Origin of the sequence: Streptomyces sp. IBSNAI002 (assembly GCF_052244475.1) — a bacterium.
GTDB lineage: Bacteria > Actinomycetota > Actinomycetes > Streptomycetales > Streptomycetaceae > Streptomyces.
Genome location: NZ_JBQPXG010000002.1, coordinates 5,056,257 through 5,072,246, shown reverse-complemented (window position 1 = coordinate 5,072,246; position 15,990 = coordinate 5,056,257). Strand labels below are relative to the sequence as shown.

Below are 15,990 nucleotides of genomic sequence, written 5' to 3'. Positions count from 1 at the left end.
TCACACCGCCCTCATCAGCAGGGTCGCGGCGATGAGGATCGCCGTGCCCCCGAACATCGAGACCGCGTAGCTGCGGGCGTAGCCGTTCTGCAGCTTGCGCAGCCGGCCGGACAGGCCGCCGACCGAGGCGGCCGTGCCGTTGACCACCCCGTCGACCAGGCTGTGGTCGACGTACACGAGGGAGCGGGTCAGGTGCTCCCCGCCGCGCACCAGCACGACGTGGTTGAAGTCGTCCTGGAGGAGGTCCCGCCGGGCCGCCCGGGTGAGCAGCGAGCCGCGCGGGGCGATGACCGGGACGGGCCTGCGGCCGTACATCGCCCAGGCGATGCCGACGCCGATGACGAGGACGACCATGGTCGAGGCGGTCACCGTCATGGCGCTGACCGGCGGGTGGCCGTGCTCGTAACCGGTGACGGGCTCGAGCCAGTTCAGGAAGCGCTCGCCGATCTCGAAGAAGCCGCCGGCGAAGACCGAGCCGAAGGCCAGGATGATCATCGGGATGGTCATGGACTTGGGGGACTCGTGCGGGTGGGGCTGGTGCCCGTCCGCGTCGGGCTGCCAGCGCTTCTCGCCGAAGAAGGTGAGGAGCATGACCCGGGTCATGTAGAAGGCGGTGATGCCGGCGCCCAGCAGGGTGACCCCGCCGAGGATCCAGCCCTCGGTGCCGCCCTTGGCGAAGGCCGCCTCGATGATCATGTCCTTGGAGAAGAAGCCGGACAGGCCCGGGAAGCCGATGATCGCGAGGTAGCCGAGGCCGAAGGTCACGAACGTGACCGGCATGTACTTCCGCAGGCCCCCGTACTTGCGCATGTCGACCTCGTCGTTCATCCCGTGCATCACGGAACCCGCGCCGAGGAACAGGCCGGCCTTGAAGAAGCCGTGCGTGACCAGGTGCATGATCGCGAAGACGTAGCCGATCGGACCGAGGCCCGCCGCGAGGATCATGTAGCCGATCTGGGACATCGTCGAGCCGGCGAGGGCCTTCTTGATGTCGTCCTTCGCGCAACCGACGATCGCACCGAAGAGCAGCGTGACCGCGCCGACGATGGTGACCACCAGCTGGGCGTCCGGAGCCGCGTTGAAGACGGCGCCGGAGCGGACGATCAGGTACACGCCCGCGGTCACCATGGTCGCCGCGTGGATCAGGGCCGAGACCGGGGTCGGGCCCTCCATCGCGTCACCGAGCCAGGACTGCAGCGGCACCTGGGCCGACTTGCCGCAGGCGGCCAGCAGCAGCATCAGGCCGATCGCCGTCAGCGTGCCTTCCGAGGTCTCCCCCACCGCGCCGAGCACCGGCCCGAAGGCGAAGGTCCCGAAGGTGGTGAACATCAGCATGATCGCGATCGACAGACCCATGTCGCCGACCCGGTTGACCAGGAAGGCCTTCTTCGCGGCCGTGGCCGCGCTGGGCTTGTGCTGCCAGAAGCCGATCAGGAGGTACGAGGCGAGGCCGACGCCCTCCCAGCCGAAGTACAGCAGCAGGTAGTTGTCGGCGAGGACCAGCAGCAGCATGGCCGCGACGAACAGGTTGAGGTAGCCGAAGAAGCGGCGGCGGCGCTCGTCGTGCTCCATGTACCCGATCGAGTACACGTGGATGAGCGTGCCCACCCCGGAGATCAGCAGGACGAAGGTCATCGACAGCTGGTCCAGCTGGAAGGCCAGGTCCGCCTGGAAGCCCTCGACGGGGATCCAGGTGAACAGCCGCTGGTGCAGGGTCCGGTCGTCGGCGCCGCGCCCCAGCATGTCGGCGAAGAGCACGGCGCCGATGCCGAAGGAGACGGCCGCGAGCAGGGTGCCGATCCAGTGGCCGGTCTTGTCGAGGCGCCGGCCGCCGCACAGCAGCACCACCGCTCCGAGCAGGGGCGCTGCCACCAGCAGCGCAATCAGATTCTCCACTGTGAACGCCCCTTACAGCTTCATCAGGCTGGCGTCGTCGACCGAGGCCGAGTGGCGGGTACGGAACAGCGACACGATGATCGCCAGGCCGACCACGACCTCCGCGGCGGCGACGACCATCGTGAAGAAGGCGATGATCTGGCCGTCGAGGTTGCCGTGCATCCGCGAGAAGGCGACGAAGGCGAGGTTGCAGGCGTTGAGCATGAGCTCCACGCACATGAACAGCACGATCGCGTTCTTGCGGATCAGCACGCCGGCCGCGCCGATCGTGAACAGCAGGGCCGCCAGGTACAGGTAGTTGACCGGATTCACTTCGAGGCCTCCTCACGGCCGAGGCGCTCCGAGGAGGCCTGCTCCAGTGCCTTGAGGTCGGACAGCGCCTCGGCGGAGACGTCGCGGATCTGGCCGCGGGCGCGCAGCGTCTTGCTGACCGTCAGCTCGGACGGGGTGCCGTCCGGCAGCAGACCGGCGATGTCCACCGCGTTGTGCCGGGCGTAGACGCCGGGGGCGGGCAGCGGCGGGAGCTGGACGCCCTCGCGGACGCGGCGCTCGGCCAGCTCGCGCTGGGTGGCCGCCCGCTCGGTGCGCTCGCGGTGGGTGAGCACCATCGCGCCGACGGCCGCGGTGATCAGCAGCGCGCCGGTGATCTCGAAGGCGAAGACGTACTTGGTGAAGATCAGCTGGGCCAGGCCCTCGACGTGCCCGGCGGAGTTGATCCGGCCGAGTCCGTTGAAGTGGGTGAGCCCCGCGTTGCCGAGGCCGGCGATCAGCAGGATGCCGAAGCCGAGGCCGCACAGGACGGCCAGCCAGCGCTGGCCCTTGATGGTCTCCTTCAGCGAGTCGGCGGCGGTGACACCGACGAGCATGACCACGAAGAGGAAGAGCATCATGATCGCGCCGGTGTAGACGATGACCTGGACGACGCCCAGGAAGTACGCCCCGTTGGCGAGGTAGAAGACCGCCAGGATGATCATCGTCCCGGCCAGGCTGAGGGCGCTGTGCACGGCCCGCTTCATCAGGATCGTGGCCAGCGCGCCGATGACGGCGACCGTGCCGAGGACCCAGAACTGGACCGCTTCGCCCGTCGAGGTCACGGTGGCGGCGAGGGCGCTCATGCCTGAACCCCCTCGGTGTCTTCCACGGCCTCGCCCTTGGAGACGGCCGCCTGCCGGGCGGTGCCGGGGGCGGCCCCCGTCACCAGGCCGCGGTAGTAGTCCGTGTCCTCGGCGCCGGGGAACATCTCGTGCGGCGCCTCGACCATGCCCTCGGTGAGCCCGGCGAGCAGCTGCTCCTTGGTGTAGATGAGCGACTCGCGGCTGGCGTCGGCCAGTTCGAACTCGTTCGTCATGGTCAGCGCCCTGGTCGGGCACGCCTCGACGCACAGCCCGCACAGGATGCAGCGGGCGTAGTTGATCTGGTAGACCCGGCCGTACCGCTCGCCCGGCGAGTAGCGCTCCTCCTCGGTGTTGTCCGCGCCCTCCACGTAGATGGCGTCGGCGGGACAGGCCCAGGCGCACAGCTCGCACCCGATGCACTTCTCCAGACCGTCGGGGTGCCGGTTGAGCTGGTGCCGCCCGTGGAAGCGCGGGGCGGTGGTCTTCTGCTGCTCCGGGTACTGCTCGGTGAGGCGCTTCTTGAACATGGCCTTGAAGGTCACGCCGAAGCCGGCAACCGGGTTCTGCCACTTCTCGTTCGGGTCGGTGTCAGCCATTCTCAGCACCCTCCTCTCGGTCACTCTCAGTATTCGCGCCACCACTGACAATCAGCTCCCGCTCGCTGCGCGGCCTGCGCCGCGGTACGGGTGCCAGGTGCTGGCCGGGCTTGGGCGGTACGGGGAATCCGCCCGCGAGCGGGTCGAAGGGCTCGGCCGCGGCGGTCTTGCCGGCCGCCTCCGCGGCGGCCTTCTCCCGTTTGTCGCGGAACAGGTCCGCGACGAAGGAGAGGAGCAGGATCGCCACGACGGCGCCGCCGACGTAGAGGACGATCTGGCTGAAGTCGTAACTCTCGTTGCGCAGCGCCCGCACGGTCGCGACCAGCATCAGCCAGACGACGGAGACCGGGATCAGGACCTTCCAGCCGAGCTTCATCAGCTGGTCGTAGCGCACGCGCGGCAGCGTGCCGCGCAGCCAGATGAAGAAGAAGAGGAGCAGCTGCACCTTGAGGACGAACCAGAGCATCGGCCACCAGCCGTGGTTCGCGCCCTCCCAGTACGTGGAGATCGGCGCCGGGGCCCGCCAGCCGCCCAGGAACAGGGTGACCGACACCGCCGAGACGGTGACCATGTTGACGTACTCGGCGAGCATGAACAGCGCGAACTTGATGGACGAGTACTCGGTGTTGAAGCCGCCGACCAGGTCGCCCTCGGACTCCGGCATGTCGAAGGGGGCGCGGTTCGTCTCGCCCACCATCGTGACGATGTAGATGATGAAGGACACCGGCAGCAGCACGATGTACCAGCGGTCCGCCTGTGCCTCCACGATCGCCGAGGTCGACATCGACCCGGAGTAGAGGAAGACCGAGGCGAAGGCCGCACCCATCGCGATCTCGTAGGAGATCATCTGCGCGCAGGAGCGCAGGCCGCCGAGGAGCGGGTAGGTCGAACCGGAGGACCAGCCGGCCAGCACAATGCCGTAGATGCCGACCGAGGCCACCGCGAGGACGTAGAGCATCGCGATGGGCAGGTCGGTCAGCTGCATCGTGGTGCGCTGGCCGAAGATGGAGACCTCGTTGCCGGCGGGGCCGAAGGGGATCACCGCGATGGCCATGAAGGCCGGGATCGCCGCGATGATCGGGGCAAGGACGTAGACGACCTTGTCGGCCCGCTTGACGATGAGGTCTTCCTTCAGCATGAGCTTCACGCCGTCGGCGAGGGACTGGAGCATGCCCCAGGGGCCGTGCCGGTTGGGGCCGATGCGCAGCTGCATCCAGGCGACGACCTTGCGCTCCCACACGATGGAGAAGAGCACGGTCACCATCAGGAAGGCGAAGCAGAACACCGCCTTGATGACGACCAGCCACCAGACGTCCCTGCCGAACAGGGTCAGGTCCTCGGCGGCAAGCTGTACCGCGTTCACGCGCCCACCTCCGCAGTGGTGTCGCCGGCGCCGGCCGGGGTCGCGGGGCCGATCCGGACGAGGGTGCCCGGGCGGGCTCCGGTGTCGGCGAGGACCCCGGACCCGGTGGAGTTCAGCGGGAGCCAGACCACGCGGTCGGGCATCTCGGTGATCCGCAGGGGCAGTTCCACGGAGCCGGCCGGGCCGGTGACCGCGAGGACGTCCCCGTTCTTGACGCCGGTCTCGGCCGCCGTGGCCGCCGAGAGCCGGGCGCTCGCCTCGTGCCGGGTGCCGGCCAGGGCTTCGTCGCCCTCCTGGAGCCTGCCCTGGTCGAGGAGGAGCCGGTGGCCCGCGAGGACCGCCTCGCCGGCGCCCGGGCGGGGCAGCGGCGCGGTGTCGGCGGACTGCCCGGCGGCGCGCTCCCCGGCCCAGCCGCCGAGCCCGTCGAGCTCGCGGCGTACGGCGTGCACGTCGGGCAGCGCGATCGGCCGGTCGGCGGCGTCGGCCAGCATGTGCAGCACCCGGGCGTCGGCCGGGGCCAGCCGGCGCGTCATCTGGTCGGGCTTGAGCGCGGCCTCGAACGGCCGGACCCTGCCCTCCCAGTTGATGAAGGCGCCGGCCTTCTCGGCCACGGCGGCGACCGGGAAGACCACGTCCGCGTGCTCGGTGACCTCGCTCGGCCGCAGTTCCAGGGAGATCACGAAGGCCTCCTGGAGGGCGGTCCGGGCGCGGGCCGGGTCCGGCAGGTCCGTGACCTCGACGCCCGCCACCACCAGCGCGGACAGCTCGCGGGTGGCGGCGGCCTCGACGATCTGGCCGGTGTCGCGGCCGTAGCGGTGCGGGAGTTCGTCCAGGCCCCAGGCGGTGGCGACCTCGTCGCGCGCCCGCGGGTCGGTGGCCGGCCGGCCGCCGGGCAGCAGGGACGGCAGCGCGCCCGCCTCGACGGCGGCCCGCTCACCGGCCCGGCGCGGGATCCACACCAGCACCGCCCCGGTCGCGGTGGCGGCCCGTACGGCGGCGGTCAGCGCGCCCGGCACGCCGGCGAGGCGCTCCCCGACGACGATGACCGCGCCGCTCTGGCGCAGCGCGTCGGCGGCGTCCGCGCCGCCCGCCTCCAGACCGGTCCGGGAGGCGAGTGCGTCCAGCCACTCGGGCTCGGTGCCGGGGGCGGCGGCCAGCAGGGTACCGCCCGCCTTCTCCAGGCCCCGGGTCGCGAAGGGGGCCAGGGCGAAGGTCCGCTGCTTGTGCTTGCGGCGGGCCTTGCGCAGCCGCAGGAAGACCCCGGGGGCCTCCTCCTCGGACTCGATGCCGGCGAGCAGGACGGCGGGCGCCGCCTCCAGCGAGGTGTACGTGACCCCCGTGCCCCCGAGGTCCTTACCGGTCCCGGCGACGGTGGCGGCCAGGAAGTCGGCCTCCTCCGCGCTGTGCACGCGGGCCCGGAAGTCGATGTCGTTGGTGTCCAGGACCACCCGCGCGAACTTGGCGTACGCGTAGGCGTCCTCGACGGTGAGCCGTCCGCCGGTCAGCACACCGGCCCGGCCGCGCGCTCCGGCGAGACCGTTCGCCGCGGCCTCCAGGGCCTCGGGCCAGCTCGCCGGCTCCAGGACACCGGCGGCGCTGCGCACCAGCGGGGTCGTGAGCCGGTCGCGCTGCTGCGCGTAGCGGAACCCGAAGCGGCCCTTGTCGCAGATCCACTCCTCGTTGACCTCGGGGTCCTCCGCGGCCAGCCGGCGCAGCACCTTGCCGCGGCGGTGGTCGGTCCGGGTCGCGCAGCCGCCCGCGCAGTGCTCGCACACGCTCGGGGAGGAGACGAGGTCGAAGGGGCGGGAGCGGAACCGGTAGGCGGCGGAGGTGAGGGCGCCGACAGGGCAGATCTGGATGGTGTTGCCGGAGAAGTACGACTCGAAGGGGTCGTCCTCGCCGGTGCCGACCTGCTGGAGCGCGCCGCGCTCCAGCAGCTCGATCATCGGGTCGCCGGCGATCTCGTTGGAGAAGCGGGTGCAGCGCGCGCACAGCACGCACCGCTCGCGGTCCAGCAGCACCTGGGTGGAGATCGGGACCGGCTTCTCGTAGGTGCGCTTCCTGCCCTCGAACCGGGATTCGGCGTTGCCGTGCGACATCGCCTGGTTCTGCAGCGGGCACTCGCCGCCCTTGTCGCAGACCGGGCAGTCCAGCGGGTGGTTGATGAGCAGCAGCTCCATCACACCGCGCTGGGACTTGTCGGCGACCTCGGAGGTCAGCTGGGTCTTGACGACCATGCCGTCGGTGCAGGTGATGGTGCAGGAGGCCATCGGCTTGCGCTGGCCCTCGACCTCGACGATGCACTGGCGGCAGGCGCCGGCCGGGGAGAGCAGGGGGTGGTCGCAGAACCGGGGGATCTCGATGCCCAGCTGCTCGGCGGCCCGGATGACGAGCGTGCCCTTGGGGACCGACAGCTCGACGCCGTCGATGGTGAGGGACACCGTGTTCCCGGCGTCCTTCGGCGGCCCGGCAGCGGCCCCTCCGCCACCGGCGGGAGCGTTACTGGTGACGGTCATGCGTTCACCTCCGTGTCAGCCCAGAGGGTCGACTTCCTGGGGTCGAAGGGGCAGCCCTTGCCCGTGATGTGCTGCTCGTACTCCGCGCGGAAGTACTTGAGCGAGGAGAAGATGGGGCTGGCGGCGCCGTCGCCGAGCGCGCAGAAGGACTTGCCGTTGATGTTGTCGGCGATGTCGTTCAGCTTGTCGAGGTCCGACATGACGCCCTTGCCGGCTTCGATGGCGCGCAGCAACTGGACCAGCCAGTAGGTGCCTTCGCGGCAGGGTGTGCACTTGCCGCAGGACTCGTGGGCGTAGAACTCGGTCCACCGGGTCACGGCCCGCACCACGCAGGTCGTCTCGTCGAAGCACTGGAGCGCCTTGGTGCCCAGCATCGAGCCGGCCGCGCCCACGCCCTCGTAGTCCAGCGGGACGTCGAGGTGCTCGTCGGTGAACATGGGGGTGGAGGAGCCGCCGGGGGTCCAGAACTTCAGCCGGTGCCCGGGCCGCATCCCGCCGCTCATGTCGAGCAGCTGGCGCAGGGTGATGCCGAGCGGGGCCTCGTACTGGCCGGGGCCCACGACGTGCCCGGAGAGCGAATACAGGGTGAAGCCGGGGGACTTCTCGGTCCCCATCGACTTGAACCAGTCCTTGCCCTTGTTCAGGATCGCGGGAACCGAGGCGATGGACTCCACGTTGTTGACGACAGTGGGGCACGCGTAGAGCCCCTCCACGGCAGGGAAGGGAGGACGCAGCCGGGGCTGACCGCGCCGGCCTTCGAGGGAGTCGAGCAGAGCCGTCTCCTCGCCGCAGATGTACGCGCCCGCTCCCGCGTGCACCGTGATGTCGAGGTTGCGGCCGGTGCCGTCGATGTCCTTGCCGAGGTATCCGGCCGCGTACGCCTCGCGCACCGCCTCGTGCAGGCGCCGCAGGACGGGCACCGTCTCGCCGCGCAGGTAGATGAAGGCGTGCTGCGAACGGATCGCGTAGCAGGCGATGATCATTCCCTCGATGAGGCAGTGCGGGTTGGCGAAGAGGAGGGGGATGTCCTTGCAGGTTCCCGGCTCCGACTCGTCCGCGTTCACGACGAGGTAGTGCGGCTTTCCGTCGCCCTGCGGGATGAACTGCCACTTCATTCCGGTGGGGAAGCCCGCGCCGCCGCGCCCGCGCAGCCCCGAGTCCTTCACGTAGGCGATGAGGTCGTCGGGGGTCATCGCGAGGGCCTTGCGCAGGCCTTCGTAGCCCTCGTGCCGCCGGTAGGTCTCCAGCGTCCACGACTCGGGTTCGTCCCAGAAGGCCGAGAGGACGGGCGCAAGGAGCTTCTCCGGGCTGGTGCCTCCCCCGGCCTCCGGCCGGGAGGTGCCCCCGTTGCTCAGTTCGGATGACACCGACATCACTCCCCTCCCTCGGTGGTGCTCTCGCCGCGCGGATGCACGATCGGGGTGCGCAGGGGCTCGCCGCGGGCGATGCGCAGGCCGATCAGGGAGGCGGGGCCGGCGCCGCCGGTCGCCTCGACCGCGCCCTCGCGCTCGTCGGGGAAGCCGGCGAGGATCCGGGCGGTCTCCTTGTACGTGCACAGCGGCGCGCCCCGGGTCGGCTCGACGGGCCGGCCGGCCAGCAGGTCGTCCACCATGGCCTTGGCGGACTCGGGGGTCTGGTTGTCGAAGAACTCCCAGTTGACCATCACCACGGGGGCGTAGTCGCAGGCCGCGTTGCACTCGATGTGCTCGAGGGTGACCTTGCCGTCGGGGGTGGTCTCGTTGTTGCCGACCCCGAGGTGCTGCTTGAGCTCGTCGAAGATGGCGTCGCCGCCCATGACCGCGCACAGGGTGTTCGTACAGACGCCGACCTGGTAGTCGCCCGAGGGCTTGCGCCGGTACATCGTGTAGAAGGTGGCCACCGCCGTGACCTCGGCGGTGGTCAGGCCCAGCACGTCGGCGCAGAAGCGGATGCCGGTGCGCGAGACGTGGCCCTCCTCCGACTGGCACAGGTGCAGCAGCGGCAGCAGCGCGCTGCGGCTGTCGGGGTAGCGGGCGATGACCTGCTTCGCGTCGGCTTCGAGGCGTTCGCGTACGTCGGCCGGGAAGTCGGGGGCGGGAAGCTGCGGCATGCCCAATGAGATGTCGGTCATCGGTCGACGCCTCCCATCACGGGGTCGATGGAGGCGACGGCGACGATGACGTCGGCGACCTGGCCGCCCTCGCACATCGCCGCCATGGCCTGGAGGTTGGTGAAGGACGGGTCGCGGAAGTGGACCCGGTACGGGCGGGTGCCGCCGTCGGAGACCACGTGCACCCCGAGCTCGCCCTTGGGGGATTCGACGGCCGCGTACGCCTGCCCGGCCGGCACCCGGAAGCCCTCGGTCACCAGCTTGAAGTGGTGGATGAGGGCCTCCATGGAGGTGCCCATGATGTTCTTGATGTGGTCGAGCGAGTTGCCGAGCCCGTCGGGGCCCATCGCCAGCTGCGCCGGCCAGGCGATCTTCTTGTCGGCGACCATCACCGGGCCCGGCTCCAGCCGGTCCAGGCACTGCTCGACGATGCGCAGCGACTGGCGCATCTCCTCCAGGCGGATCAGGAAGCGTCCGTAGGAGTCGCAGGTCTCGGTGGTCGGCACGTCGAACTCGTAGGTCTCGTAGCCGCAGTACGGGTCCGACTTGCGCAGGTCGTGCGGCAGTCCCGCGGAGCGCAGGATCGGGCCGGTGGCGCCCAGCGCCATGGCTCCGGTGAGGTCGAGGTAGCCGACGTCCTGCATGCGGGCCTTGAAGATGGGGTTGCCGGTGGCGAGCTTGTCGTATTCCGGCAGGTTCTTCTTCATGGTCTTCACGAACTCGCGCAGCTGGTCGACGGCGCCGGGCGGCAGGTCCTGCGCCAGGCCGCCGGGGCGGACGAACGCGTGGTTCATGCGCAGTCCGGTGATCAGCTCGAAGACGTCGAGGATCAGCTCGCGGTCGCGGAAGCCGTAGATCATGATCGTGGTCGCGCCGAGCTCCATGCCGCCGGTGGCGATGCACACCAGGTGGGAGGAGAGCCGGTTGAGCTCCATCAGCAGGACGCGGATGACGGTGGCGCGGTCCGGGATCTGGTCGGTGATGCCGAGCAGCTTCTCGACGCCCAGGCAGTACGCCGTCTCGTTGAAGAACGGCGTCAGGTAGTCCATGCGCGTCACGAAGGTGGTGCCCTGCGTCCAGTTCCGGAATTCGAGGTTCTTCTCGATGCCGGTGTGCAGGTAGCCGATGCCGCAGCGGGCCTCGGTGACCGTCTCGCCGTCGATCTCCAGGATCAGGCGGAGCACTCCGTGGGTGGACGGGTGCTGCGGGCCCATGTTGACGACGATCCGCTCGTCGTCGGCCTTGGCCGCGGACTGGACGATCTCGTCCCAGTCGCCGCCGGTGACGGTGTAGACGGTGCCTTCGGTCGTCTCGCGAGCGGAGGCGTGGTTTTCTGCGTCGTTCGAGATGGGGGACATCAGCTGTACGACCTCCGCTGGTCGGGAGCCGGGATCTGGGCGCCCTTGTACTCGACGGCGATGCCTCCGAGCGGGTAGTCCTTGCGCTGCGGGAAGCCCTGCCAGTCGTCCGGCATCATGATCCGGGTGAGGGCCGGGTGCCCGTCGAAGACCAGGCCGAAGAAGTCGTACGTCTCGCGCTCGTGCCAGTCGTTGGTCGGGTAGACGGAGACGAGCGAGGGGACGTGCGGGTCGCTGTCCGGGGCGGACACCTCCAGCCGCAGGATCCGGCCGTGGGTGAGCGAGCGCAGGTGGTAGACGGCGTGCAGCTCGCGGCCCTTGTCCCCGGGGAAGTGCACCCCGGAGACGCCGGTGCAGAGCTCGAAGCGCAGGGCGGGGTCGTCGCGCAGGGTGCGCGCGACCCGGACGAGGTGCTCGCGGGCGATGTGGAAGGTGAGCTCGCCCCGGTCGACCACGGTCTTCTCGATGGCGTTCTCGGGGACCAGGTCCTGTTCCTCCAGGGCGCCTTCGAGTTCGTCGGCCACCTCGTCGAACCAGGAGCCGTACGGGCGGCTCGCCGCGCCGGGCAGGGCCACGGTCCGGACGAGGCCGCCGTAGCCGCTGGTGTCGCCGCCGTTCGCGGCACCGAACATGCCCTTGCGTACGCCGATGACCTCGGGTCCGCTCGCGCGCGGGGCGGGGAGGCCGTTACCCCCGCCGCCGTCGTTGTCGCCGTTGTCCGGCTCTCGGGTCTCGCTCACCGGAGCAGCCCCTTCATCTCGATGGTGGGGAGGGCCTTGAGGGCCGCCTCCTCCGCCTCACGTGCCGCCTCTTCCCGGTTCACGCCGAGCTTCGAGCCCTGGATCTTCTGGTGGAGCTTGAGGATCGCGTCCATCAGCATCTCGGGGCGCGGCGGGCAGCCTGGCAGGTAGATGTCCACCGGGACGATGTGGTCGACGCCCTGGACGATCGCGTAGTTATTGAACATTCCGCCCGAAGATGCACAAACCCCCATGGAGATGACCCATTTGGGAGCCGGCATCTGGTCGTACACCTGCCGCAGCACCGGCGCCATCTTCTGGCTGACCCGGCCGGCCACGATCATCAGGTCGGCCTGACGGGGCGAGCCCCGGAAGACCTCCATGCCGAAGCGGGCCAGGTCGTACCGTCCCGCTCCGGTGGTCATCATCTCGATGGCGCAGCAGGCCAGGCCGAAGGTCGCGGGAAAGACGGATGACTTGCGCACCCAGCCCGCCGCCTGTTCGACGGTGGTCAGCAGAAAGCCGCTCGGCAGCTTCTCTTCCAGTCCCATGGGAAATTCAGCCCCTCAGTCCCATTCCAGGCCGCCGCGGCGCCATACGTAGGCGTAGGCGACGAAGACGGTGAGCACGAAGAGGAGCATCTCGACGAGCCCGAAGATCCCCAGGGAGTCGAAGGTGACGGCCCAGGGGTAGAGGAAGACAACCTCGATGTCGAAGACGATGAAGAGCATCGCCGTCAGGTAGTACTTGATGGGGAAGCGGCCGCCGCCGGCCGGCACGGGAGTCGGCTCGATGCCGCACTCGTATGCCTCAAGCTTTGCCCGGTTGTACCGTTTTGGGCCGATCAGCGTGGCCATGACCACGGAGAAGATCGCAAACCCTGCGCCGAGGGCGCCGAGCACGAGGATGGGCGCGTACGCATTCACGCTCCTCGCTCCTTCCAGTCGTCCTTGACCGTTGGACCGCTGCGCCGGCTGGGGCACTTCCCAGCGGCAGCCGGGGCGTGTCCCGCCTCGCGAAGATCACTCCTTGATCGGACGCATCCATGTGAGGCAGTTCACAAGCCGGACTCGTGCGCATCTTATGCCTGCTCCTCTGTGATCTGCGACACGGGTAACAACACCGAGTTTGTGATCTCCACCACCTGACGAACGATCATCAAGTCCGATGAGTGGTGATCTTCGTACGCGAAGCATCCACATGATCACCAAAGGTGACATCAGGACCTGTTACCGCAGGTGGAAGAGGTGTCGCCCTATCAAATGATGTCCACTGCAAGCAAATTGGCATTGCGTCCGCCACAGTGATAAAGGAAGCGGCGTCGCCCGGTCGGGGGAGGGCGTGTGTACGGAGGTGGACACCGGGCATACGCGGGTCCAGGGACACCCCCGCCGCGTGCATCCGTTCACGAAGTCGGACGGGGAGTTCACGGCGAGGTCACGGAAGGCCCACAGTGTCCGCACAGTGTGACGCCCCTGTGACCTGCGCCACTCCCGTTTCGTGACGCGGAAAGAGGGCTTGGCCATCTGTGCGGAGGGATGGTAGGCCAAGGATCAATTCGGACTTATTACGGAAACCCCATGATCACAGCCTTGTGAAAGGGTGTCCGTTCTGCCCGTTACGGCGTCAATAAGAAGCGCGGCGCGCCCGGTTAGCGGCGTTCGCGCGCAACTGTGGCGCAAGCCACGTTTCTTGAAGGGACCCCTTGTGCCCTGATAGCGGTTGTCCTCATGTCCCACACCGCTCACATACCCAGCCACCGGAAGCCCCGCCGCAGCGCCTCGAAGCTCGCGGTCCGCGCCGGAGTTGCCGGTGGCGTCCTCAGCACCCTCGCCATGGCCGGCACCGCGAGCGCGTCCCCGACCGAGCCCGTGGCCGAGACGACGCTCGAAATGCCGGTCCTGAACCTGGACCTGGCCGCCGAGGTGTCCTCCGCCGTCACCACCGCCGCCGAGAACACCCGCGCGGCCGCCGTCGAGGGCGAACTGACGGCCCAGGAGGAAAGCGCCCGCACCGGCGCCGCCGCCGAGGCCAGGCAGGCGAAGGAGGCGGCCCAGAAGAAGGCCGACGACGACGCCGCGGCCAAGAAGGCCAAGGAAGAGGCCGACCGCAAGGCCGAGGCCGAGCGCGCCAGCCGCAACAGCACCCGCTCCACGCTCCAGACCAAGTCCACCGCGACGCCCAGCGACGGCTCCGGCGCCTCCGTGGCCGCCCCGGCGACCGGCTCCGCCGCCGCCATCGTGAACTTCGCCCGCGCACAGGTCGGCAAGGCGTACGTGATGGGCGGCACCGGGCCGTCCTCGTTCGACTGCTCCGGCCTCGTCCAGGCCGCCTACCGCCAGGCCGGCATCAGCCTGCCGCGCATGTCCCAGGCCCAGTCCTCGGCCGGCACCTCGGTGTCGCTGAGCGCCCTTCAGCCGGGCGACATCCTGTACTGGGGCTCCAAGGGCAACGCGTACCACGTCGCCCTGTACGTCGGCGGCGGCAAGTTCGTCGGCGCGCAGAACCCCAGCACGGGCATCGTCGAGCGCAGCATGAGCTACGACAAGCCGACGGGTGCCGTGCGCGTCCTCTGAGTCGCCCGCACCGTCCGGAACGGCGCAAGGGCCGGTACTCCCCCGCTCGGGGGTGGAGTACCGGCCCTTCGTCCTGCCCGCGATCCGGGCCCTGCGAAGATGGCGGCGTGAACCTGAAGCCGAACGGGAAGCAGGGCCCCGGCGACCCCACCGCCGCCCGGGCCGCGCTCGGGCTCGGCCTCCTCGCCGTCGGCGGCTGGCTCCTGACCACCGCGCGCCCCTGGGACAAGCCCGGGCACCCGCTCACCCTCGCGCTCGGCTGGACCGCCTCGGGCGCGATGCTGGTGTGCGGGCTGCTCCTGCTGGCCCGGTGCGTGCGCACCGTGCACGCCGAAGCGGACCGGGACGGAGAACCCCCGCCCGGCCCGCCCGGCCCGTCCGACAGCCGCCTCAGGCCTTCGGGGCCACCTTCGAGAGGCCGTTGATGATGCGGTCCATCGCGTCGCCGCCCGTCGGGTCGGTGAGGTTGGCCAGCATCTTCAGCGTGAACTTCATCAGCACCGGGTGCGTCAGGCCGCGCTGCGTGGCCACCTTCATGACCTTCGGGTTGCCGATCAGCTTCACGAAGGCGCGGCCCAGCGTGTAGTAGCCGCCGTACGTCTCCTTCAGCACCTTCGGGTAGCTGTGCAGCGCCAGTTCGCGCTGGGCCGGGGTGGCCCGGGCGTGAGCCTGCACGATGACGTCGGCCGCGATCTGGCCCGACTCCATGGCGTAGGCGATGCCCTCCCCGTTGAACGGGTTGACCAGACCGCCCGCGTCACCGACCAGCAGCAGGCCCTTGGTGTAGTGCGGCTGCCGGTTGAACGCCATCGGCAGGGCCGCGCCGCGGATCGGCTGGGTCATGTTCTCCGGGGTGTAGCCCCAGTCCTCCGGCATGGACGCGCACCAGGCCTTGAGGACCTCGCGCCAGTCCAGCTCCTTGAAGGCGGAGGAGGAGTTGAGGATGCCGAGGCCGACGTTGGACGTGCCGTCGCCCATGCCGAAGATCCAGCCGTAGCCGGGCAGCAGCCGGTCCTGCGCGCCGCGCCGGTCCCACAGTTCCAGCCAGGACTCCAGGTAGTCGTCGTCGTGCCGGGGCGAGGTGAAGTACGTGCGCACGGCCACGCCCATGGGCCGGTCCTCGCGCCGGTGCAGCCCCATGGCGAGGGACAGCCGCGAGGAGTTGCCGTCGGCGGCGACGACCAGCGGGGCGTGGAAGGTGACCGGGGTCTTCTCCTCGCCCAGCTTGGCCTGAACGCCGGTGATGTGGCCGGTGCGGGGGTCGCGGACGGGGTCGCCGACGTTGCAGCGCTCGTAGAGGCGGGCGCCGGCCTTCTGCGCCTGGCGGGCCAGGGTCTCGTCGAAGTCGTCGCGCTTGCGGACGAGTCCGTAGTCCGGGTAGGAGGCGAGTTCCGGCCAGTCCAGCTGGAGCCGCTGCCCGCCGCCGATGATGCGCAGGCCCTTGTTGCGGAGCCAGCCGGCCTCTTCGGAGATGTCGATGCCCATCGCGACCAGCTGCTTGGTGGCGCGCGGGGTCAGACCGTCGCCGCAGACCTTCTCGCGCGGGAACGCGGTCTTCTCCAGCAGCAGGACGTCCAGTCCGGCCTTGGCGAGGTAGTACGCGGTGGTGGAGCCGGCGGGCCCGGCCCCGACGACGATCACGTCCGCGGAGTGTTCGGAGAGGGGCTCGGTCACTGCGGGGTCTCCCGAAGGCTCGATAAAGGGTGCCCAACGGCACCGGACATGTGCAGTCTATGCAGCG

At 69.8% G+C, this 15,990-nt stretch carries 15 protein-coding genes; 2 read left to right on the top strand and 13 right to left on the bottom strand.

Annotated features, from left to right (window positions below):
- From nuoL to ACTVZO_RS24540, 12 genes are read right to left on the bottom strand one after another with little or no spacing between them, the layout of a single operon-like run.
- On the bottom strand, positions 1–1,896 hold the full coding sequence (nuoL, locus tag ACTVZO_RS24595; RefSeq protein WP_443300447.1) for an NADH-quinone oxidoreductase subunit L: 1,896 nt from the start codon (positions 1,894–1,896) through the stop codon (positions 1–3).
- A 12-nt stretch (positions 1,897–1,908) separates the two neighbouring features.
- Complete coding sequence (gene nuoK, locus ACTVZO_RS24590; protein ID WP_030864698.1) at positions 1,909–2,208, bottom strand: NADH-quinone oxidoreductase subunit NuoK; 300 nt, start codon at positions 2,206–2,208, stop codon at positions 1,909–1,911.
- The gene (locus tag ACTVZO_RS24585; protein WP_443300446.1) at positions 2,205–3,011 is read right to left on the bottom strand and encodes an NADH-quinone oxidoreductase subunit J; all 807 of its coding nucleotides are present in this window, start codon (positions 3,009–3,011) and stop codon (positions 2,205–2,207) included. Before ACTVZO_RS24585 ends, nuoK begins: the two co-directional genes overlap by 4 nt.
- A complete protein-coding gene (nuoI, locus tag ACTVZO_RS24580) occupies positions 3,008–3,607 on the bottom strand; it encodes an NADH-quinone oxidoreductase subunit NuoI (RefSeq protein WP_443300445.1) in 600 nt (199 codons plus the stop codon). The genes ACTVZO_RS24585 and nuoI overlap by 4 nt, the downstream gene beginning before the upstream one ends.
- Positions 3,600–4,970 carry an NADH-quinone oxidoreductase subunit NuoH gene (nuoH, locus tag ACTVZO_RS24575; RefSeq protein ID WP_443300444.1) on the bottom strand — a complete coding sequence of 457 codons (1,371 nt, stop codon included), beginning with the start codon at positions 4,968–4,970 and terminating at the stop codon, positions 3,600–3,602. The genes nuoI and nuoH overlap by 8 nt, the downstream gene beginning before the upstream one ends.
- A complete protein-coding gene (locus ACTVZO_RS24570; protein ID WP_443300443.1) occupies positions 4,967–7,486 on the bottom strand; it encodes an NADH-quinone oxidoreductase subunit G in 2,520 nt (839 codons plus the stop codon). Before ACTVZO_RS24570 ends, nuoH begins: the two co-directional genes overlap by 4 nt.
- The gene (gene nuoF, locus ACTVZO_RS24565) at positions 7,483–8,859 is read right to left on the bottom strand and encodes an NADH-quinone oxidoreductase subunit NuoF (protein ID WP_443300442.1); all 1,377 of its coding nucleotides are present in this window, start codon (positions 8,857–8,859) and stop codon (positions 7,483–7,485) included. The genes ACTVZO_RS24570 and nuoF overlap by 4 nt, the downstream gene beginning before the upstream one ends.
- Entirely contained in the window at positions 8,859–9,596 is a 738-nt protein-coding gene (gene nuoE, locus ACTVZO_RS24560) for an NADH-quinone oxidoreductase subunit NuoE (RefSeq protein WP_443300441.1), read from the bottom strand. The genes nuoF and nuoE overlap by 1 nt, the downstream gene beginning before the upstream one ends.
- A complete protein-coding gene (locus ACTVZO_RS24555) occupies positions 9,593–10,933 on the bottom strand; it encodes an NADH-quinone oxidoreductase subunit D (protein ID WP_443300440.1) in 1,341 nt (446 codons plus the stop codon). The genes nuoE and ACTVZO_RS24555 overlap by 4 nt, the downstream gene beginning before the upstream one ends.
- Positions 10,933–11,673 carry an NADH-quinone oxidoreductase subunit C gene (locus ACTVZO_RS24550; RefSeq protein WP_443300439.1) on the bottom strand — a complete coding sequence of 247 codons (741 nt, stop codon included), beginning with the start codon at positions 11,671–11,673 and terminating at the stop codon, positions 10,933–10,935. Before ACTVZO_RS24550 ends, ACTVZO_RS24555 begins: the two co-directional genes overlap by 1 nt.
- Entirely contained in the window at positions 11,670–12,224 is a 555-nt protein-coding gene (locus ACTVZO_RS24545) for a NuoB/complex I 20 kDa subunit family protein (RefSeq protein WP_007265818.1), read from the bottom strand. The genes ACTVZO_RS24550 and ACTVZO_RS24545 overlap by 4 nt, the downstream gene beginning before the upstream one ends.
- A 15-nt stretch (positions 12,225–12,239) precedes the next feature.
- Positions 12,240–12,599 carry an NADH-quinone oxidoreductase subunit A gene (locus ACTVZO_RS24540; RefSeq protein ID WP_008738438.1) on the bottom strand — a complete coding sequence of 120 codons (360 nt, stop codon included), beginning with the start codon at positions 12,597–12,599 and terminating at the stop codon, positions 12,240–12,242.
- Between the two features lie 804 nt (positions 12,600–13,403).
- Between ACTVZO_RS24540 and ACTVZO_RS24535 the strand changes: the two genes are divergently transcribed.
- Together ACTVZO_RS24535 and ACTVZO_RS24530 are read left to right on the top strand one after the other, a co-directional pair.
- Positions 13,404–14,249, top strand: coding sequence for a C40 family peptidase (locus ACTVZO_RS24535; RefSeq protein ID WP_443300438.1), 846 nt, complete (start codon positions 13,404–13,406; stop codon positions 14,247–14,249).
- Between the two features lie 107 nt (positions 14,250–14,356).
- Complete coding sequence (locus tag ACTVZO_RS24530) at positions 14,357–14,674, top strand: hypothetical protein (protein WP_443300437.1); 318 nt, start codon at positions 14,357–14,359, stop codon at positions 14,672–14,674.
- Here the strand turns inward: ACTVZO_RS24530 and ACTVZO_RS24525 are convergent.
- Positions 14,640–15,923 carry a geranylgeranyl reductase family protein gene (locus ACTVZO_RS24525; protein WP_443300436.1) on the bottom strand — a complete coding sequence of 428 codons (1,284 nt, stop codon included), beginning with the start codon at positions 15,921–15,923 and terminating at the stop codon, positions 14,640–14,642. The genes ACTVZO_RS24530 and ACTVZO_RS24525 overlap by 35 nt on opposite strands.
- Positions 15,924–15,990 lie beyond the last annotated feature (67 nt).

Excerpts from the sequence above, each read along its gene's own strand:
- ACTVZO_RS24585 (WP_443300446.1), bottom strand. The coding sequence starts at position 3,011 with ATGAGCGCCCTCGCCGCCACCGTGACCTCGACGGGCGAAGCGGTCCAG.
- ACTVZO_RS24545 (WP_007265818.1), bottom strand. The coding sequence starts at position 12,224 with ATGGGACTGGAAGAGAAGCTGCCGAGCGGCTTTCTGCTGACCACCGTC.
- nuoF (WP_443300442.1), bottom strand. The coding sequence starts at position 8,859 with ATGTCGGTGTCATCCGAACTGAGCAACGGGGGCACCTCCCGGCCGGAG.
- ACTVZO_RS24570 (WP_443300443.1), bottom strand. The coding sequence starts at position 7,486 with ATGACCGTCACCAGTAACGCTCCCGCCGGTGGCGGAGGGGCCGCTGCC.
- ACTVZO_RS24555 (WP_443300440.1), bottom strand. The coding sequence starts at position 10,933 with ATGTCCCCCATCTCGAACGACGCAGAAAACCACGCCTCCGCTCGCGAG.
- nuoI (WP_443300445.1), bottom strand. The coding sequence starts at position 3,607 with ATGGCTGACACCGACCCGAACGAGAAGTGGCAGAACCCGGTTGCCGGC.
- ACTVZO_RS24535 (WP_443300438.1), top strand. The coding sequence starts at position 13,404 with ATGTCCCACACCGCTCACATACCCAGCCACCGGAAGCCCCGCCGCAGC.
- nuoE (WP_443300441.1), bottom strand. The coding sequence starts at position 9,596 with ATGACCGACATCTCATTGGGCATGCCGCAGCTTCCCGCCCCCGACTTC.